This window comes from Pseudomonas citronellolis (genome assembly GCF_029335315.1).
GTDB lineage: Bacteria > Pseudomonadota > Gammaproteobacteria > Pseudomonadales > Pseudomonadaceae > Pseudomonas > Pseudomonas citronellolis_A.
Window position 1 is genome coordinate 18,298 of the sequence record NZ_JARJLT010000370.1, and the last position, 19,141, is coordinate 37,438.

Below are 19,141 nucleotides of genomic sequence, written 5' to 3' on the forward strand. Positions count from 1 at the left end.
GAGCGAGCTTGCTCGCGAATCAATCCGCCTTAGTGATACTGCGCCGACAACTCGTGCACCGCCTCGAAGAAGGCGCCAGCGTGGGCCGGGTCGACTTCCGGGGTGATGCCGTGGCCGAGGTTGAACACATGACCGCTGCCATTGCCGTAGGCACCGAGGATGCGCCCCACTTCACGGCGGATCGCCTCGGGGTTGGCGTACAGCACCGACGGGTCCATGTTGCCCTGCAGCGCGACCTTGTCGCCGACGCGGGCGCGGGCGCTGCCGATGTCGCAGGTCCAGTCCAGGCCCAGGGCCTCGGCGCCGACCTCGGCCATGGACTCCAGCCACAGGCCGCCGCCCTTGGTGAAGAGGATCACCGGCACGCGGCGACCGTCGTGTTCACGGATCAGGCCGTCGACGATCTTCTGCATGTAGGCCAGGGAGAACTCCTGGTAGGCCGCCGCCGACAGGCTGCCGCCCCAGGAGTCGAAGATCTGCACCGCCTGGGCGCCGGCCAGGATCTGCCCGTTGAGGTAGCTGGTCACCGACTGCGCCAGCTTGTCGAGCAGCGCATGCATGGCCTGCGGGTTGTCGTAGAGCATCGCCTTGGACTTGCGGAAGTCCTTGCTGGAGCCTCCTTCGACCATGTAGGTGGCCAGGGTCCAGGGGCTGCCGGAAAAACCGATCAGCGGCACCCGGCCGTTCAGCTCGCGGCGGATGGTGCGCACCGCATCCATCACGTAGCCCAGGTCCTTTTCCGGATCCGGAATCGGCAGCGCCTCGATATCGGCCAGGCTCGACACCACCTTCTTGAAGCGCGGGCCCTCGCCGGTCTCGAAGTACAGGCCCTGGCCCATGGCGTCGGGAATGGTGAGGATGTCGGAGAAGAGGATCGCCGCGTCCAGCTGCGGGTAACGCTCCAGCGGCTGCAGGGTGACCTCGCAGGCCAGCTGCGGGTTCATGCACAGGCTCATGAAGTCGCCGGCCTTGGCGCGGGTGGCGCGGTACTCCGGGAGGTAGCGGCCGGCCTGGCGCATCATCCACACCGGGGTGACGTCGACGGGCTGCTTGAGCAGGGCACGGAGGAAGCGATCGTTCTTCAGGGCGGTCATGGCGGCATCCGACAGAAAAGTGCAGGCATTTTCGCAAAGCCCAAAGCAAAAGGCACGGCGGGTGCCGTGCCTTTTGTCCATCGCGACAGTTTGTCGCTGCGACCCTCGGTGATTTAAGCGTCGCGAGCGACGCTCAGGCAAGGCGGAAACAGGTGAGGAAGCGGAGTTTGCTGCAGCAAATAAGCATTCCGAAGCTGTTTCCAACGCAGCCTGAGCTAGCGCAGCAGCTTAAACGCCGAGGTAGTCGAGGATGCCTTCGGCGGCCGTTCTGCCTTCGAAGATCGCCGTCACCACCAGGTCGGAACCACGGACCATGTCGCCACCGGCGAAGATCTTCGGGTTGCTGGTCTGGTGCTTGAACTGCGCGGCGGCCGGGGCGATGACGCGGCCCTGGCTGTCGATCTCGACCTGGTGCTGGTCGAACCAGGGCGCCGGGCTCGGGCGGAAGCCGAAGGCGATCAGCACGGCCTCGGCCGGGATGATCTCCTCGGAGCCCGGGATCGGCTCGGGGCTGCGACGGCCACGGGCGTCCGGCTCGCCGAGACGGGTCTCGACCACCTTCACGCCTTCCACCTTGTCCTCGCCGACAATGGCGATGGGCTGGCGGTTGAAGAGGAATTTCACGCCCTCTTCCTTGGCGTTCTTCACCTCTTTGCGCGAGCCGGGCATGTTCGCTTCGTCACGGCGGTAGGCACAGGTCACGGCCTTGGCGCCCTGGCGGATCGAGGTGCGGTTGCAGTCCATCGCGGTGTCGCCACCGCCCAGGACCACCACGCGCTTGCCCTTCATGTCGACGAAGTCCTCGGGGGACTTCTCGAAGCCCAGGTTGCGGTTCACGTTGGCGATCAGGAAGTCCAGCGCGTCGTGCACGCCGGGCAGGTCTTCGCCGGGGAAGCCACCCTTCATGTAGGTGTAGGTGCCCATGCCCATGAACACGGCATCGTACTCATCGAGCAGTTGCTCCATGGTGACGTCCTTGCCGATCTCGGTGTTCAGGCGGAACTCGATGCCCATGCCGGTGAAGACTTCGCGACGACGGCTCAGCACGGTCTTTTCCAGCTTGAACTCGGGGATGCCGAAGGTCAGCAGGCCGCCGATTTCCGGGTTCTTGTCGAACACCACCGGGGTCACCCCGTTGCGCACCAGCACGTCGGCGCAGCCCAGGCCGGCCGGGCCGGCGCCGATCACGGCGACACGCTTGCCGGTGGGCTTGACCTTGGACATGTCCGGGCGCCAGCCCATGGCGAAGGCGGTGTCGGTGATGTACTTCTCCACCGAGCCGATGGTCACCGCGCCGAAGCCGTCGTTGAGGGTGCAGGCACCCTCGCAGAGACGGTCCTGCGGGCACACCCGGCCGCAGACTTCCGGCAGGGTGTTGGTCTGGTGCGACAGCTCGGCGGCGGCCAGGATGTTGCCTTCGGAGACCAGCTTCAGCCAGTTGGGGATGAAGTTGTGGACCGGGCACTTCCATTCGCAGTACGGGTTGCCGCACCCCAGGCAGCGGTGCGCCTGGTCGGCGGCCTGCTGGGGTTTGAACAGATCGTGGATTTCCACGAACTCGCGCTTGCGCTGGCGCAGCAGTTTCTTCTTCGGATCCTTGCGCCCGACTTCGATGAACTGGAAGTCATTGTTGAGACGTTCAGACATTTCTAGACCTCTTCAGACTTCAGGCGCTTATTGCGGGTTGGCACGGGTGCTGGTCAGCAGGGAACCGAGGCTCGCGGCCTTCGGTTTCACCAGCCAGAACCGACGCAGGTAGTCGTCGAGGTTCTCCAGCAGGTTCGCGCCCCACTCGCTCGCCGTTTCCTCGACATATTCAACCAGGACCTTGCGCAGATGGCTGCGCTGGGCCTCCATCGCCTCGCCGCTGATCCGCTGGATTTCCACCAGCTCGTGGTTCACGCGGTCGACGAAGGTGTTGTCCATGTCCAGGACATAGGCGAAGCCCCCGGTCATGCCGGAGCCGAAGTTGTAGCCGGTCTTGCCCAGTACGCAGACGAAACCGCCGGTCATGTACTCGCAGCAGTGATCACCGGTGCCTTCCACCACGGCGTGGGCGCCGGAGTTGCGCACGCCGAAGCGCTCGCCCGCGGTGCCGGCGGCGAACAGCTTGCCGCCGGTGGCGCCGTACAGGCAGGTGTTGCCGATAATGGCCGACTCCTGGGTCTTGAACGGGCTGCCTTTCGGCGGGGTCACCACCAGCTTGCCGCCGGTCATGCCCTTGCCCACGTAGTCGTTGGCGTCGCCTTCCAGGTACAGGTGCAGGCCGCCGGCGTTCCACACGCCGAAGCTCTGCCCTGCGGTGCCCTTGAAGCGGAAGGTGATCGGCGCCTTGGCCATTCCCTGGTTGCCGTGGACGCGGGCGATTTCGCCGGACACGCGGGCACCGATGGAACGGTCACAGTTGCACACGTCCAGCGCGTACTCGCCACCCTTGGCGCCCTCGATGGCGCCACGGGCCAGCTCGACCATCTTCTCGGCCAGCAGGCCCTGGTCGAACGGCGGGTTCTTCTCGACTTCGCAGAACTGCGGCTTCTCGGCCGGGATCAGGTCGCTACCCAGCAGCGGGGTGAGGTCGAGGTTGCCCTGCTTGGCGGTCTCGCCGGGCAGGACTTCCAGCAGGTCGGTACGCCCGATCAGCTCCTGCAGGCTGCGCACGCCCAGGCGCGCCAGCCACTCGCGGGTTTCGCTGGCGATGAAGGTGAAGAAGTTCACCACCATCTCCACGGTGCCGATGAAGTGATCCTTGCGCAGCTTGTCGTTCTGGGTGGCCACGCCGGTGGCGCAGTTGTTCAGGTGGCAGATGCGCAGGTACTTGCAGCCCAGGGCGATCATCGGCGCGGTGCCGAAGCCGAAGCTCTCGGCGCCGAGGATGGCCGCCTTGATCACGTCCAGGCCGGTTTTCAGGCCGCCATCGGTCTGCACCCGCACCTTGCCGCGCAGGTCGTTGCCGCGCAGGGTCTGGTGCGCCTCGGCGAGGCCCAGCTCCCACGGGCTACCGGCGTACTTGATGGAGGTGATCGGCGATGCGCCGGTGCCACCATCGTAGCCGGAGATGGTGATCAAGTCGGCGTAGGCCTTGGCCACGCCGGCGGCGATGGTGCCGACGCCCGGCTCGGACACCAGCTTCACCGAAACCAGCGCCTGCGGGTTGACCTGCTTGAGGTCGAAGATCAGCTGCGCCAGGTCCTCGATGGAGTAGATGTCGTGGTGCGGCGGCGGCGAGATCAGGGTCACACCGGGCACCGCGTAGCGCAGGCGGGCGATCAGGCCGTTGACCTTGCCGCCGGGCAGCTGGCCGCCCTCGCCGGGCTTGGCGCCCTGGGCCACCTTGATCTGCAGGACCTCGGCGTTGACCAGGTATTCCGGGGTCACGCCGAAGCGGCCGGTGGCCACCTGCTTGATCTTCGAGCTCTTCAGCGTGCCGTAGCGCGCCGGGTCCTCGCCACCCTCACCGGAGTTGGAGCGCCCGCCCAGGCGGTTCATTGCCTCGGCCAGGGCCTCGTGGGCTTCCGGCGACAGTGCACCGAGGGAGATGCCGGCGGCGTCGAAGCGCTTGAAGATGGACTCCAGCGGCTCGATGTCGTCGAGGCTCAGCGGTTGCGTGCTGGGCTTGACCTTGAGCAGGTCGCGGATCATCGACACCGGACGGTTGTCCACCAGCGCGGTGTATTCCTTGAACTTCTCGTAGTCACCCTGCTGCACGGCGGCCTGCAGGGTGTTCACCACGTCCGGGTTGTAGGCGTGGTACTCGCCGCCGTAGACGAACTTCAGCAGGCCACCCTGCTGGATCGCCTTGCGGTTGTTCCAGGCCTCGCCGGCGAGCAGCTTCTGCTCGTTCTCGAGATCGAGGAAGCGCGCGCCCTGGATGCGGCTCGGTACGCCCGGGAAGCACAGGCCGGTGACCTCGTCGGCCAGGCCGATGGCTTCGAACAGCTGGGCGCCACGGTAGGAGGCGACGGTGGAGATACCCATCTTCGACAGGATCTTCATCAGGCCCTTGGAGATGCCCTTGCGGTAGTACTTGAACACCTCATAGAGGTCGCCCAGCACTTCGCCGGTGCGGATCAGGTCGGCCAGCACCTCGTAGGCGAGGAACGGGTAGACCGCCGAGGCGCCGAAGCCCACCAGCACTGCGAAGTGGTGCGGGTCACGGGCGGTGGCGGTTTCCACCAGGATGTTCGAGTCGCAGCGCAGGCCGGTCTGCACCAGGCGGTGGTGCACGGCGCCGACGGCCAGGGCCGCGTGCACCGGCAGCTTGCCGGGGGCGATGTGGCGGTCGGAAAGCACCAGCAGCACCTTACCGGCGCGCACGGCTTCCTCGGCCTGGTCGGCGATGTTGCGCACGGCCGCTTCGAGGCCGACGGACTCGTCGTAGTTCAGGTCGATGTGATGGCGGTCGAAGCCCGGACGCTCCAGGTTCATCAGGGTCCGCCACTTCGCCGGGGAGATCACCGGGGTGGTCAGGATCGCCTGGTTGGCGTGGTGCGGCGACTCTTCGAAGATGTTCTGCTCGACGCCCAGGCAGGTTTCCAGGGACATCACGATGGCTTCGCGCAGCGGGTCGATCGGCGGGTTGGTGACCTGCGCGAAGACCTGGCGGAAGTAATCGTAGGGCGAGCGGATGCGCTTGGAGAGCACCGCCATCGGGGTGTCGTCGCCCATCGAGCCGACCGCTTCCTGGCCCTGCTCGGCCAGCGGGCGCAGTACCTGGTCACGCTCCTCGAAGGTGACCTGGAACATCTTCATGTACTGCTTGAGCTGGTCGCTGTCGTAGCTGGCCACGCCCTGGTCGTCTTCCAGGGTCGCCTGGATGCGCAGCGCGCTCTGGCGCAGCCACTGCTTGTACGGGTGGCGCGACTTCAGGCGGTTGTCGATGTCCTCGGTCTGCAGCAGCTGACCGGTCTCGGTGTCGACCGCGAGGATCTGCCCCGGGCCGACCCGGCCCTTGGCCAGCACGTCTTCGGGCTGGTAGTCCCAGACGCCGATTTCCGAAGCCAGGGTGATGTAGCCGTTCTTGGTGGTGACCCAGCGGGCCGGGCGCAGGCCGTTGCGGTCGAGCAGGCAGACGGCGTAGCGGCCGTCGGTCAGCACGACGCCGGCGGGACCGTCCCACGGCTCCATGTGCAGCGAGTTGAATTCATAGAACGCGCGCAGGTCGGCGTCCATGGTCTCGACGTTCTGCCAGGCCGGCGGAATGATCATGCGCAGGCCACGGAACATGTCCATGCCGCCGGTGACCATCAGTTCGAGCATGTTGTCCATGCTCGAGGAGTCGGAACCCACGCGGTTCACCAGCGGGCCAAGCTCGTCGAGGTTCGGCATGAACTCGTTGACGAACTTGCTGCGCCGGGCCTGGGCCCAGTTGCGGTTGCCGGTGATGGTGTTGATCTCACCGTTGTGCGCCAGCAGGCGGAACGGCTGGGCCAGCGGCCACTTCGGCAGGGTGTTGGTGGAGAAGCGCTGGTGGAAGACGCAGATGGCGGTCTTCAGGCGCTCGTCGGAAAGGTCCGGATAGAAGGCGGCGAGGTCCGCCGGCATCATCAGGCCCTTATAGATGATGGTCTTGTGCGAGAAGCTGCAGACGTAGTGGTCGGCGTCGGCGGCGTTGGCCACCGAGGAGCGCCGACGGGCGCAGAACAGCTTCACGGCGAAGTCCTGGTCGGACAGCCCTTCGCCGCCGACGAACACCTGCTCGATCTGCGGCAGGCGCTCCAGGGCCAGGCGGCCGAGCACGCTGGTGTCGATCGGCACCTTGCGCCAGCCGACCAACTGCAGGCCTTCGGCCTCGATCTCGCGATTCATGTTCGCGCGAGCGGCCTCGGCTTTCACCGGGTCCTGGTTGAAGAAGACCATGCCCACCGCGTACTGGGTGGGCAGATCGGTCGCGAATTCGGCCTTGGCCACCGCACGCAGGAACTCATCGGGCTTCTGGATCAGCAGCCCGCAGCCGTCCCCGGTTTTCCCGTCCGCGTTGATCCCACCTCGGTGGGTCATGCAGGTCAGTGCTTCGATGGCGGTTTGCAGAAGCTCATGGCTCGGCTCGCCCTGCATATGGGCGATCAGGCCGAATCCGCAGTTATCCTTGAACGTCTCAGGATGGTACAGACCTGCTTTCATAGGGAACTCTCACCGGCAAAACTTTTTTTAATTCAGCGACTTCACCTGGCTTCTCGCTCAAGCGGCAAGTTTCCGACAGGCAAAGGGAGGCCATTGTACATAGGTACAAGGCGGGTCACAAATTTTTGGCGAGAGGCTGAAAGCGGATGTCGCATTTCTGAAAGAAAAAACCCGCCAGTCGTGCTTGTGACTGGCGGGTTCTTTCAATTTCGCAACATGTAGATCAATGCGCGCCGGCGATTTCCTGCTGGATGCTGGCGAAGGTGCGCGGCCACGGTTTGGACGCCTGCACCTTGGCCGACAGGCCTTTCACCGCGGACTGGGCGGCGCTGCGGCTGGGGAAGCTGCCGTAGGTCACCACGTAGAACGGCTTGCCCTGCAGGGTCTTGCGGAAGTAGCGGTAGTCGCCACCACCCTGCTGGCGGATGAACGCCTGGGCGCTGGCTTCGGAGCCGGTACCCAGCACCTGCACAGCATAATGCGCCGCCGGCTGCGAACGATACCACTGACTGCCGGCGCCGCCAGCACTGGCGGCTTTCGCCGGAGCGGCCGCAGGCTTGCTTGCCGCGGCCTTGGCCACGACCTTGGTCTCGGCGGCCTTGGTGGCAGGCTTGGCGACGGGCTTCACCGGCTCGGCCTTGGCCACTGGCTTGCTCACCGGAGCCGGGGTCGGCACCGGAGCGGAAACCACCGGCTGCGCCGGAGCGCTCGCCAGGCTCGGCGCCGGCGGCACCGGATTCAGCGGCTGCGGCGCGGTCCTGCCGGCCAACGGGGCAACCGGCGGGGCCGAGGTGGTCACGGTCGGCGGCACGCCCGGCACAGGCATGGCGCCTTCATCGGCGTCTTCCTGACCGCCAGCCTGGGCCATCGGCTCGCGAATCACCGGCTGCGCTTCACCCACCAGCGGCAGCGGCACCGGCTGGTTGGAGCCAGCGAACTCGACCGAGGGCGCGGAACCCGGAGCCGGCGCCTGGGCGGCGCCCGGCTGCGCGGCGGAGCCCAGCGGCAGCTGCGCGGAAGCCTGGGTGGCGGCGCTGTCGGGCTTGCTGGTACGGCCCTGCATGAACCAGGCGGCGACCACGCCGATGGCGACCACGCCGAGGATCAGCAGGTGCTTCTTCGGCAGACGCAGGCCGGCGCCGGGCGCCGCCTTGCGGGCGCCGCCACGGTCGGCCAGCATCGCCTCGATCAGGGCGTCGCGGGCCACCTGGTTGATCGACCCCGGCCAGCCGCCGGATTGTTCGTGGATGTCGGCCAGCAGATCATCGGAAATCAGTTCGCCGCCCTGGCCGGCGCCTTCCAGGCGCTGCCCCAGGTACTCGCGGGTCTCTTCTTCGGAATAAGGCGCCAGCTCGATGGCGTGGAAGCGCTCTTCGCCTTCGGACAATGCCTCCAGGCGCGGCAGCAGCGCCGGCTCGCCGAACAGGAAGACATGCAGGCGCGCCTCGCTGTTGCCAGCCGCCAGCAGCAGGAGCACTTCAAGGGCGCCATCGCGCAACTGCTCGGCGTCGTCGACCAGCAGGTAGACGTCCTGCCCGGTGATCGCCAGTTGCGCGACCTTGGCCAGGATCGCCTCGATGCTCACCTGGGTGATGCCCAGGCCCTGGGCCAGTTGGCGCATCAGGGTCGCCTCGTCGGCCGCCGAACGGCCGGAAATGACCACGCTGGACACCGCATCCTTGTTGGTGCTGGCCACCAGCGCCTGGCGCAGCAGCGTCTTGCCGCTGCCCAGGGGGCCGGTCACCGCCAGCAGCAGGTGGCTGTAGCGCGCCAGGTGGTGCAGCTGGCCCAGCACCGGCTTGCGCTGTGCCGGGAAGAACTTGAAGCCAGGCACCCGGGGAGCGAAGGGGTCGTGGCTGAACTGGTAGTGGGCCAGGAAGGCCTCATCGGCATGCAAGCTGGACATGGGACCTCAATGTTTTCCCAACTGATCGACCAGGGCCTGGTAATCAGTACGCAGGGTTTCTTCCAGAATTTCACGAGGGAAGTCCGCAGTCACCACCGCATCCCCCAGCCCTTTGAGCAACACCAGGCGCAGACGGCCGTCGAGCACTTTCTTGTCCACCGCCATGTGCTCGAGGAAGTCCTCGGCACGCATTTCCTTCGGCGGCACGACCGGCAGCTTCGCCCGCTGCAGCAGGCGGATACCGCGATCACGCTCGGCGGCGCTCAGCCAGCCCAACAGATGCGACATCTGAAGTGCCATCACGGTTCCCGCCCCAACCGCCTCGCCGTGCAGCCAGACACCGTAGCCCATGTGGGTCTCGATGGCGTGACCGAAGGTATGGCCGAGGTTGAGGGTGGCGCGCACGCCGGATTCCCGCTCGTCGGCACCGACCACGCGGGCCTTGGCCGCGCAGGAGCGCTCGATGGCTTCAGCGAGGGCGGCGGAATCGAGCGCCAGCAGCGCTTCGACATGGGCTTCCAGCCAGGCCAGGAAGGGCTCGTCGCAGATCAGGCCGTACTTGATCACCTCGGCCAGGCCGGCCGACAGCTCGCGGGCCGGTAACGTGTGCAGCGAGGCCGCGTCTATCACCACCGCCTGCGGCTGGTAGAAGGCGCCCACCATGTTCTTGCCCAGCGGGTGGTTGATCCCGGTCTTGCCGCCAACCGAGGAGTCCACCTGGGACAATAGTGTGGTCGGCACCTGGATGAAGTCGACGCCGCGCTGGTAGCAGGCGGCGGCGAAGCCGGTCATGTCGCCGATCACCCCGCCGCCGAGGGCGATCAGGGTGGTCTTGCGGTCATGCCGGGCCTGCAGCAGGGCGTCGAAGATCAACTGCAGCGTTTCCCACTGCTTGAAGGCCTCGCCATCGGGCAGGACCACGGCGATCTGCGCGTAGTCGGCCAGCGTCTTCTGCAGGCGCCCGAGGTAGAGCGGTGCGATGGTCTCGTTGGTGACGATGGCCACCTGGCGCCCGCGGATGTGCGGCGCGAAGTGGCGCGGATCGTCCAGCAGCCCTTCGCCGATATGGATCGGGTAGCTGCGGTCGCCGAGATCGACAGTGAGTGTGCGCATGAAGCCCCCAGGCAGGAAAGGGCACTAGGATACCGCAGAACCGGGCGCCCTTTAATGGCGCTCCAGCCTGCGCAGGCGATCGAGTATTTCCAGCACCACCATACGCGGCGGGCGCTCGTCGGTCTCCACCACTACGTCGGCGACTTCCCGGTAGAGCGGATCGCGCAGAGCCATGAGGTCACGCAGGATCTGCCCCGGGTTGGGCTTCTGCAGCAGCGGCCGATTCTTGTCGCGGGCGGTGCGGGCGATCTGCTGGTCAACCGAGGCGTGCAGGTAGACCACCTTGCCGCCAGCCTTCAGCGCGGCGCGATTGGCCTCGCGCATCACCGCGCCGCCGCCGGTGGCGATCACCACGCCATCGCCGTCGCAAAGCTCGACGAGCATGGCGGTTTCCCGCTCACGAAAGCCGCCCTCCCCCTCGACATCGAATATCCAGGGGATGTTGGCTCCGCAGCGCTGTTCGATCTCCTTGTCGGAGTCCTTGAATTCGAGATGCAGCTCTTTGGCGAGAAGACGCCCGATGGTGCTCTTTCCAGCCCCCATCGGGCCTACCAGGATCAGGTTGGGCACGGCATTGATCAACGATCGATAGCAATGGCCTGATTATTCATGATCCGCGGGGTAAGGAAAACCAGAAGCTCGTTCTTGGTGTCCGTCACATAGTCATTCTTGAACAGGCGGCCGACGACCGGCACGTCACCAAGGAACGGCACCTTGGAGGTGGTCTTGGTCTGGGTGTTGGAGAACACCCCACCGATGACGATGGTTTCGCCGTCGTTGACCAGTACCTTGGCGTTGACCTCGTTCTTCTTGATCGGCGGAACGCCGAGCAGCGCGTTCTGGTAGTCCGGCTCGTCCTTGTTCACCTTGACCTGCATGATGATGCGGTTGTCCGGGGTGATCTGCGGGGTCACTTCCAGGGACAGCGCGGCCTCCTTGAAGGATACCGAGGTGGCGCCGCTGGAGCTGGCCTCCTGGTATGGAATCTCCGAACCCTTCAGGATCTTCGCGGTTTCCTTGTCCGAGGTGACCACCTTCGGCTGCGACACCACTTCACCGTTGCCGGTCTTCTCCATGGCGTTGAGCTGCAGGTCCAGGGTGGTGTTGTCGGTGACGAAGCCGATACCGATGCCCGAGGTCGGGGTCGCGGTGCTCACGCCCAGGTCGACGAAGGTGTTGCCAGTACCATCGGAATTAGTGCCGCCAGAGATGTTGAAGTTGCCGCGGTTGTTCAGCGACCCGCCCCACTGCACACCCAGTTCCTTGGTGTAGTCGACGCTGGCTTCGACGATGCGCGCTTCGATCATCACCTGGCGCACCGGAATGTCCAGTTGCGAGACGATACGGCGCAGTTCATCCAGGCGATCCTGGGTCTGGTAGGCGATGATGGCGTTGGTGCGATCATCCACCGTGATCGAGCCACGATTGTCACTACCCGCAGCCGCGACGGCGCCCGGCGCGGAGCTGATGCCGGTGACCGACTGGAACAGCTTGGCGATATCCGAAGCCTTGGCGTAGTTCACCTGGATAAGCTCGCGACGCAGCGGTGCCAGTTCGGCGATCTGCTTCTGCGCTTCCAACTCCTGGCGCTCGCGCGCGGCGATCTCGTCGGCCGGCGCCACCAGCAGCACGTTGCCGACCTTGCGCTTGTCCAGACCCTTGGTCTTCAGCACCAGATCCAGCGCCTGGTCCCAGGGCACGTTCTGCAGGCGCAGGGTGATGTTGCCCTGCACGGTGTCGGACGCCACCAGGTTGAGGTCGGTGAAGTCGGCGATCAACTGCAGCACCGAGCGCACATCGATGTCCTGGAAGTTCAGCGACAGCTTCTCCCCGGTGTAGGCGAAGGTGTCCTTCTTGCGCTTCTCGGCATCGCTGGCAGTCATCGGCTTGATGCTGACGGTCATGCGGTTATCGGTCTGGAATACCAGGTAGTCGTACAGACCGCTCGGTTCGATGACCACGCTGGCCTTGTCGCCGGCGGCCGAGGCGTTGACGAACTGCACCGGAGTGGCGAAGTCCTTCACGTCCAGGCGCACGCGCAGGCTATCCGGCAGCTGGGTACGCGGGAAGTCCAGGCGGATCTTGCCACCTTGCTCCTGGATATCCGGGCTGACGCTCGGGTCGGACAGGTCGATGACCACATTGCCTTCGCCCTGCTCACCACGCTGGAAGTCGATATTGCGAATCGCCTTGCCCGCCGGGATGTACGGTTTGGCCTGGGCCGGACGCGGGCTGGCCGCGTAGCTCGGCGCCGCAGCCGGCATCGCACCAGCTACCGACGGCGACGCGGCGGCACCCTGGCCCACCACGATGAACAGGTTATTGCCCTGGGCACGCGTGGAATAAGGCACCAGGGTGCTCAGATTGATGATCAACCGGGTGCGATCCTTGGCCTCGACCACGGTCAGGCTGCGCGCGTTGCCCACGCCCAGCTCGCGATTCTTGCTGCCCAGCTTGTTCTGCACACCCGGCAGGTCCAGCGCGATGCGCGCCGGTTGCTCGATGGTGTAGCCGCGCGGCGCGCCCACCGGCTCGTCGAAGCCCAGCTTGAGCTCCACACGATCTCCGGGCAACGAGGCCACGTCGACGCTCTGCAGGTTGGCGGCGAGCAGGCTCGGCGCGAAAAAGCCGGCCAGCAGGGCGAAGCCAAGGCGGGTCATAGTTCTGTTCATCGTCGTCTGTATCCGTCGTGCAGACAGCAGTTTGTTCTTCATGGTCATCCCCGCCCTTAGGAGCGTTCCTTGAGGGTCAGGCTGCGCGGACGCTCCAGCCAACCACCCTCACCGTCAGGAACGATCTCGACTACATCGATCTTGGCTTCGCTGATGGAAACGATCTTCCCATCGTTGCGCCCCAGGTAATCCCCGACTTTCACGCGGTGCACCCCTCCCGCACCGCGCACGAGGGCGAAGGTGCCCTCCTGGTTGGACAGGGTCCCCACCATTTCGAAGGTCTCGATATTGAAGCCTTCGAGGAACTGCTTGACCCGGGTCTCGTCGGGCTTGACCACCTTGGAGCCCTTCTGCTTGACCGCCAGGTCGATTTTCACCGGCGGCTGGAAGGGGCTGCGCAGGGTCGAGGCGTTATAGGTGAACGCCTCATACGGCTGGAATTTCGGCAACGGTTCGATTGCGCCCTTAGGCCGAGCCCGAACCTCGTCCATGTAGGCCTGTAGATCGGCGAAGTCACCCCCAGAGCCACAACCATTCAAGCTCAGCAATACAAGGGCACAGAGTGTCAGGCGAGTCTTCATTTCTTCGCCCCCGCCTTGGTGGCCGGCTTGGCCTGCACACCACTGTCGTTATAGCGGTAGGTCTTTGCCAGGATAGTCATGCGCAGCTTGGTCGTACTGTCCGCACTCACGGGCTTGATCTCGAAGTCGTGCAGGGTAACGATCCGCGGCAGGCTGGAAACACCGCTGACGAAAGTCGCCAGGTCGTGGTAGCCACCGACCACGCTGATCTGTATCGGCAGCTCGATGTAGAACTGCTGGGTCGCTTCCGGCAGCAGCTTGATCTCTTCGAACTCCAGGCCGCTACCCAGGCCGGTACGAGTGATGTCCTCGAGCAGCCCGGGCACCTCGGTATCGCTGGGCAGCTGACGCAGCAGGGCGCCGAAGGACTCTTCCATCTCCTTCATCTGGGTCTTGTAGGCGTCCAGGTTGGCGGCCTGGAACGCCTTGGTGGCGAACTGCTGCTTGAGCGTATCCTCTTCCGCACGACGCTGGTCCAGTTCGCTGCGCAGGTCGCTCAGGTGGAACTGGTAGCCAAGCACCAGGACCAGGACCATCAGCAGGGCGCCAGCGACAACCTTGACCGCTGCCGGCCATGAACCGACGTTGCTGAAGTCGAGATCGTTGATATCGATCTTGCGCAGGCCTTCCAGGGATTCGGCCAGACTCATTTCTTGGCTCCTTGCGCGACTGCCTTCTTGTCCTGCTCCTTCGCCTTGTCAGCTGGCTGCGTCTGCTGCACGGTCAGCTGGAAGGTGTTGGCCTGGTCCACCGCCCCCTGGGTGACGGCCTTCACCTCGGTGAGGGTGGGTGCGGTCAGCCAGTCGGAAGCGTCCAGGTTGCGCATCAGGTTGGAAACCCGGTTGTTGGACTCGGCGGCGCCGGCAATGGAAATGCTGTGACCGGTCATCTTCAGCCCGGTGAAGTACACGCCGTCGGGCAGGGTGCGCGCCAACTGGTCGAACACCCGACCGATGATCGGACGGTTGCCCTGCAGGTCCTGAATGATCTTCATCCGTTCCAGCAACTGCTGGCGACGGGTCTTCAGCTCGCTGATCTCCTTGATGCGCGCGTCCAGCACGGTGATTTCCTTGCGCAGGAAGTCGTTGCGCGCGCTCTGGTTCTCGATCGCCGAGCTGAAGTACTGGTCACCCAGGAACACCAGCGCGCCGGATACCAGCAGCACGCCGCCCAGTGCGACCAGGAAGCGCTGCTTGCGCTCCTCGCGCAGCTGCTCGCGCCATGGCAGTAGGTTGATGCGTGCCATCAGTCGAAACTCCTCATCGCCAGACCGCAGGCAATCATCAGCGCCGGCGCGTCACTGGCCAGCGCTCCCGCATTCACCTTGTTGCTCAGCACCATGTCGGCGAAGGGGTTGGCCACCAGCGTCGGAGTGCCGATCTTCTGCTGGATCAGCCGGTCCAGGTCGGGGATCGACGCCGTACCGCCGGCGAGCAGGATGTAGTCGACGTCGTTGAACTGGCCGGCGGCGAAGAAGAACTGCAGGGAACGGGAAACCTGTTGCACCACCGCGTCCTTGAACGGTTGCAGGACTTCGCTGTCGTAGTCATCCGGAAGACCGCCCTGCTTCTTGGCCAGGCCGGCTTCTTCCACCGACAGGCCGTAGCGGCGCTGGATTTCTTCCGTGAGCTGACGCCCGCCGAACAGTTGCTCGCGGGTATAGATGGTGCGGCCGTGGTGGAGGACGCTGAGGGTGGTCATGGTGGCGCCGATGTCGACCACCGCCACGGTCAGCTCGTCGGCGTTGCCGCCCAGCTGGTCACCGAGCAGCTCGAAGGCGCGTTCCAGGGCGTAGGCCTCGACGTCGACCACCTTGGCGGTGATCCCGGCCAGCGCCAGCGCCGCCTCGCGGACCTCGACGTTCTCCTTGCGGCAAGCCGCCAGCAGGACGTCGACCCGCTCGGCGTTGCGCGAGGACACGCCCTGCACCTCGAAGTCGATGGCGACTTCCTCGAGGGGATAGGGAATGTACTGGTCGGCTTCGATCTTCAGCTGGTTTTCCAGCTCGTCGTCGGAAAGTCCGCCGTCCATCTCGATGGTCTTGGTGATGACCGCCGAGCCGGCGACCGCCACGGCAGCCGTCTTCACGCCGGTGCGCGCCTTGGCGACCACCCGCGACAGCGCCTGGCCGACCCCCTCCAGTTCGGCGATGTTTTTCTCGACCACCGCGTTCGGCGGGAGCGGCTCGACGGCGTAGGCCTCTACCTTGTAGCGCCCGCCCGAGCGGCTCAATTCGAGAAGTTTGACCGAAGTCGAACTGATGTCGATCCCCAGCAGTGTATTCGCTTTCTTGTTGAAGAGCCCTAGCACGACTGATTTCCTATCAGCATCCGAGACTTACGGACGATTTATGTTTTTTGACATTAGATACCAGACTTGACACCTGCGCAAATAGCTCGCCGGCAAAAAAACTGCTTATAATGTGAACAGCTTTTCCCTTTTTACCGCGCCTTTCGTTTAACTCTTTCTTTTCTCTGGAAATCCAAGACCTTCCAATGCGCCTGCTGAAGTTTCTGTGGTGGACTTGCGTCACCATTTTTTGTGGAGTGCTACTCGGTTTAAGTGGCGCCTACCTGTATCTCAGCCCCAGCCTGCCTTCGGTCGACGCCCTGCGCAACGTGCAGCTGCAGATTCCGCTCCGGGTCTACAGCAGTGATAACAAATTGATAGCAGAGTTCGGCGAGATGCGCCGGACGCCCATTCGCTTCGCGGAAATCCCCCCGGATTTCATCCACGCGTTGCTGTCCGCCGAGGACGACAATTTCGCCAACCATTATGGCGTGGACGTGAAGAGCCTGATGCGCGCTGCCGCGCAATTATTGTCGACCGGGCACATCCAGACCGGTGGTAGCACCATCACCATGCAGGTGGCGAAGAACTACTTCCTCACCAACGAGCGCAGCTTCTCGCGCAAGATCACCGAGATCCTCCTGGCCCTGCAGATCGAGCGCTCCCTGACCAAGGACGAGATCCTCGAGCTGTACGTCAACAAGATCTACCTGGGCAACCGCGCCTACGGCATCGAGGCCGCGGCGCAGGTCTACTACGGCAAGTCGATCAAGGAGCTGAGCCTGGCGCAGATGGCGATGATCGCCGGCCTGCCCAAGGCGCCCTCGCGCTACAACCCGCTGGCCAACGCCACCCGCAGCATGGAGCGGCGCAACTGGATTCTCGAGCGGATGACCAAGCTCGGCTTCATCGACCAGGCCCGCTACCAGGCCGCCATCGCCGAGCCGGTGGGCGCGTCGTACCACGTCGCCAGCCCGGAACTCGCCGCCCCCTACATCGCCGAGATGGCTCGCGCCGAGTTGGTCGGCCGCTTCGGCAGCAACGCCTACACCGAAGGCTATCGGGTCTACACCACGGTGCGCAGCGATCTCCAGGAGAACGCCAACAGCGCCCTGCGCGACGGCCTCCAGGAATACGACCAGCGCCACGGCTACCGCGGCCCCGAGGCGCGCCTGCCGGGCAAGGGCCTGGACGCCTGGCGCATCGCCGTGACCCAGCAGCGCCCGATCGGCGGCCTGGAACCGGCCATCGTCACCAGCGTCGAGAAGAGCGGCGTCATGGTGGTGCTGCGCGACGGCAAGGAAGAGACCATCGGCTGGGACGACATGAAGTGGGCCCGCCCCTTCCTCAGCAGCAACAGCATGGGGCCGGCGCCGCGCCAGCCCGGCGACGTGCTCCACGCCGGCGACGTGATCCGCGTGCAGCGCAAGGACGACGGCGCCCTGCGCCTGAGCCAGGTGCCGGCGGCGCAGAGCGCACTGGTCTCGCTGAACCCCGACAACGGCGCCATCATGGCCCTGGTCGGCGGCTTCTCCTTCGAGCAGAGCAGCTACAACCGCGCCACCCAGGCCAAGCGCCAGCCCGGCTCGAGCTTCAAGCCGTTCATCTACAGCTGCGCGCTGGACAACGGCTTCACCGCCGCCAGCCTGGTCAACGACGCGCCCATCGTGTTCGTCGACGAGTACCTGGACAAGGTCTGGCGGCCGAAGAACGACACCAACACCTTCCTCGGCCCGATCCCGCTGCGCGAGGCGCTGTACAAGTCGCGCAACATGGTCTCGATCCGCACCCTGCAGGCCCTCGGCGTGGAGCGCGCGCGCCAGTACATCAGCCGCTTCGGCTTCGATGTCCAGGAACTGCCGCCGAACCTGTCCATGGCGCTGGGCACCGCGACCCTGACGCCGATGGAGATCGCCGGCGCGTGGAGCACCTTCGCCAACGGCGGCTACAAGATCAGCCCCTACGTGGTCGACCGCATCGAGAGCCGCGACGGCCAGCTGCTGTACCAGGCCACCCCGCCCAGCGTGCCGGTGCAGGATGACGCCCAGCTCGCCAACAAGGACGCCACCGCCCAGCCGGCGGCCGCCCCGGTTGCCGCGGACGACGATCCGGCCCACGCCAGAACCACCTTCGAACCGACCCCGGCCGAGCGCATCATCGACGCCCGCACCGCGTACATCATGACCAGCATGCTGCAGGACGTGATCAAGCGCGGCACCGGTCGCCGCGCCCTGGCGCTCAAGCGCGACGACCTGGCGGGCAAGACCGGCACCACCAACGACTCCAAGGACGCCTGGTTCTCCGGCTTCAACGCCGACTACATGACCACCGTCTGGGTCGGCTTCGACCAGCCGGAAAGCCTCGGTCGCCGCGAGTTCGGCGGCAACGTGGCGCTGCCGATCTGGATGCGCTACATGGGCGCGGCGCTCAAGGACAAGCCTTCGCACACCCTGCCCGAGCCGGCCGGGCTGGTCAGCCTGCGCATCGACCCGGTCAGCGGTCGCGCCGCGCCGCCGGGCACGCCGGGCGCCTACTTCGAGCTGTTCAAGAGCGAGGACACCCCGCCGCCGATGAGCGAGCTGGGTAGCGGTGGCACGCCGGGCACGCCCTTGCCGGCGGACGAAGGCACACCGATGGACCTGTTCTGACCCTGAAAGCCCCTCACCAGAGGGGCTTTCAGTTTCTGTGTGAAAACTCTGTAAAGACTAATGGCAATACGCCAAGTATTTGATTAGTCTGGAAACGCGGCGGAGAGAAGCGCCTGCGCGATCGACCCCATCCGATTGCCGGGCGCTTCCCGCGGCAACCCCTTCAGCGCTGCGCGCTCAGCCCAGCTCGCGCCAGGTCAGGTACACCCGCAGGTCGAATTCCAGCTGGTGGTAGCCCGGCAGCATGTATTCGCACAGCTGGTAGAACGCCTTGTTGTGATCACGCTCGCGCAGGTGCGCCAGTTCGTGCACCAGGATCATCTTGAGGAACTCCGGCGCCGCCTCCTTGAACAGCGACGCCACGCGGATCTCCTTCTTCGCCTTCAGCTTGCCGCCCTGCACCCGCGAGATCGCCGTGTTCAGCCCGAGGGCGCGCTGCACCACATCCAGCTTGCTGTCGTAGAGCACCTTGTCCACCGCCGGAGCGTTGCGCATGTGCTCCTGTTTGAGCTGCATGGCGTAGGCGTACAGCGCCTTGTCGCTCTGCACCTCGTGGCGCCCGGGGTAGCGGCGCTGCAGGTAGTCGCCCAGGCGCTGCTCGGCGATCAACTGGCGGATCTGCTCCTGCAGCTGCTGCGGGTAGGCCTGGAGGTAACGAAGCGGTTGCATGGCGGAAGGATCGCGAACGGGGGCGCGCAGTCTAGCCGATCCGCGCGCC

13 protein-coding genes are annotated in these 19,141 nt (G+C 65.3%); 1 reads left to right on the forward strand and 12 read right to left on the reverse strand.

All coding sequences use genetic code 11. The annotated features are described in order from the left end of the window. Positions 1-29: 29 nt before the first annotated feature. From hemE to P3W75_RS28035, 11 genes are all read right to left on the reverse strand, one after another. Positions 30-1,094, reverse strand: a complete 1,065-nt coding sequence (hemE, locus tag P3W75_RS27985) for a uroporphyrinogen decarboxylase (protein ID WP_276230572.1) — start codon at positions 1,092-1,094, stop codon at positions 30-32. Positions 1,095-1,322: 228 nt separating this feature from the next. Next, positions 1,323-2,741: an FAD-dependent oxidoreductase gene (locus P3W75_RS27990; protein WP_276230573.1), complete on the reverse strand. Its 1,419-nt coding sequence runs from the start codon at positions 2,739-2,741 to the stop codon at positions 1,323-1,325. A gap of 27 nt (positions 2,742-2,768) precedes the next feature. After that, positions 2,769-7,214, reverse strand: a complete 4,446-nt coding sequence (gene gltB / locus P3W75_RS27995) for a glutamate synthase large subunit (RefSeq protein WP_276230574.1) — start codon at positions 7,212-7,214, stop codon at positions 2,769-2,771. A 223-nt stretch (positions 7,215-7,437) separates the two neighbouring features. Next, on the reverse strand, positions 7,438-9,120 hold the full coding sequence (locus P3W75_RS28000; RefSeq protein WP_276230575.1) for an AAA family ATPase: 1,683 nt from the start codon (positions 9,118-9,120) through the stop codon (positions 7,438-7,440). A gap of 6 nt (positions 9,121-9,126) precedes the next feature. Further along, the gene (gene aroB, locus P3W75_RS28005; RefSeq protein ID WP_276230576.1) at positions 9,127-10,233 is read right to left on the reverse strand and encodes a 3-dehydroquinate synthase; all 1,107 of its coding nucleotides are present in this window, start codon (positions 10,231-10,233) and stop codon (positions 9,127-9,129) included. A 51-nt stretch (positions 10,234-10,284) separates the two neighbouring features. Next, complete coding sequence (aroK, locus tag P3W75_RS28010; RefSeq protein WP_276230577.1) at positions 10,285-10,803, reverse strand: shikimate kinase AroK; 519 nt, start codon at positions 10,801-10,803, stop codon at positions 10,285-10,287. A gap of 8 nt (positions 10,804-10,811) precedes the next feature. Then, positions 10,812-12,905, reverse strand: a complete 2,094-nt coding sequence (gene pilQ, locus P3W75_RS28015; protein ID WP_276230578.1) for a type IV pilus secretin PilQ — start codon at positions 12,903-12,905, stop codon at positions 10,812-10,814. Positions 12,906-12,961: 56 nt separating this feature from the next. Beyond that, complete coding sequence (gene pilP / locus P3W75_RS28020; RefSeq protein WP_276230579.1) at positions 12,962-13,486, reverse strand: type 4a pilus biogenesis lipoprotein PilP; 525 nt, start codon at positions 13,484-13,486, stop codon at positions 12,962-12,964. Beyond that, positions 13,483-14,136 (reverse strand): type 4a pilus biogenesis protein PilO, encoded by a 654-nt coding sequence (gene pilO / locus P3W75_RS28025; RefSeq protein WP_276230580.1) that lies wholly within the window; start codon positions 14,134-14,136, stop codon positions 13,483-13,485. The genes pilP and pilO overlap by 4 nt, the downstream gene beginning before the upstream one ends. Next, positions 14,133-14,732, reverse strand: coding sequence for a type 4a pilus biogenesis protein PilN (pilN, locus tag P3W75_RS28030; RefSeq protein ID WP_276230581.1), 600 nt, complete (start codon positions 14,730-14,732; stop codon positions 14,133-14,135). Before pilN ends, pilO begins: the two co-directional genes overlap by 4 nt. After that, positions 14,732-15,796, reverse strand: coding sequence for a pilus assembly protein PilM (locus P3W75_RS28035; protein ID WP_276230582.1), 1,065 nt, complete (start codon positions 15,794-15,796; stop codon positions 14,732-14,734). Before P3W75_RS28035 ends, pilN begins: the two co-directional genes overlap by 1 nt. 185 nt (positions 15,797-15,981) lie before the next feature. Here P3W75_RS28035 and P3W75_RS28040 point away from each other — a divergent pair, with 185 nt between their 5' ends. After that, positions 15,982-18,423, forward strand: a complete 2,442-nt coding sequence (locus P3W75_RS28040; protein ID WP_276230583.1) for a penicillin-binding protein 1A — start codon at positions 15,982-15,984, stop codon at positions 18,421-18,423. Positions 18,424-18,600: 177 nt separating this feature from the next. Here the strand turns inward: P3W75_RS28040 and P3W75_RS28045 are convergent, their stop codons facing one another. Next, on the reverse strand, positions 18,601-19,092 hold the full coding sequence (locus tag P3W75_RS28045; RefSeq protein WP_276230584.1) for a M48 metallopeptidase family protein: 492 nt from the start codon (positions 19,090-19,092) through the stop codon (positions 18,601-18,603). Positions 19,093-19,141 lie beyond the last annotated feature (49 nt).

Excerpts from the sequence above, each read along its gene's own strand:
- pilO (WP_276230580.1), bottom strand. The coding sequence starts at position 14,136 with ATGAGTCTGGCCGAATCCCTGGAAGGCCTGCGCAAGATCGATATCAAC.
- hemE (WP_276230572.1), bottom strand. The coding sequence starts at position 1,094 with ATGACCGCCCTGAAGAACGATCGCTTCCTCCGTGCCCTGCTCAAGCAG.
- pilQ (WP_276230578.1), bottom strand. The coding sequence starts at position 12,905 with ATGAACAGAACTATGACCCGCCTTGGCTTCGCCCTGCTGGCCGGCTTT.
- pilP (WP_276230579.1), bottom strand. The coding sequence starts at position 13,486 with ATGAAGACTCGCCTGACACTCTGTGCCCTTGTATTGCTGAGCTTGAAT.
- gltB (WP_276230574.1), bottom strand. The coding sequence starts at position 7,214 with ATGAAAGCAGGTCTGTACCATCCTGAGACGTTCAAGGATAACTGCGGA.
- P3W75_RS28040 (WP_276230583.1), top strand. The coding sequence starts at position 15,982 with ATGCGCCTGCTGAAGTTTCTGTGGTGGACTTGCGTCACCATTTTTTGT.
- P3W75_RS28045 (WP_276230584.1), bottom strand. The coding sequence starts at position 19,092 with ATGCAACCGCTTCGTTACCTCCAGGCCTACCCGCAGCAGCTGCAGGAG.
- aroB (WP_276230576.1), bottom strand. The coding sequence starts at position 10,233 with ATGCGCACACTCACTGTCGATCTCGGCGACCGCAGCTACCCGATCCAT.
- P3W75_RS27990 (WP_276230573.1), bottom strand. The coding sequence starts at position 2,741 with ATGTCTGAACGTCTCAACAATGACTTCCAGTTCATCGAAGTCGGGCGC.
- pilN (WP_276230581.1), bottom strand. The coding sequence starts at position 14,732 with ATGGCACGCATCAACCTACTGCCATGGCGCGAGCAGCTGCGCGAGGAG.
- P3W75_RS28000 (WP_276230575.1), bottom strand. The coding sequence starts at position 9,120 with ATGTCCAGCTTGCATGCCGATGAGGCCTTCCTGGCCCACTACCAGTTC.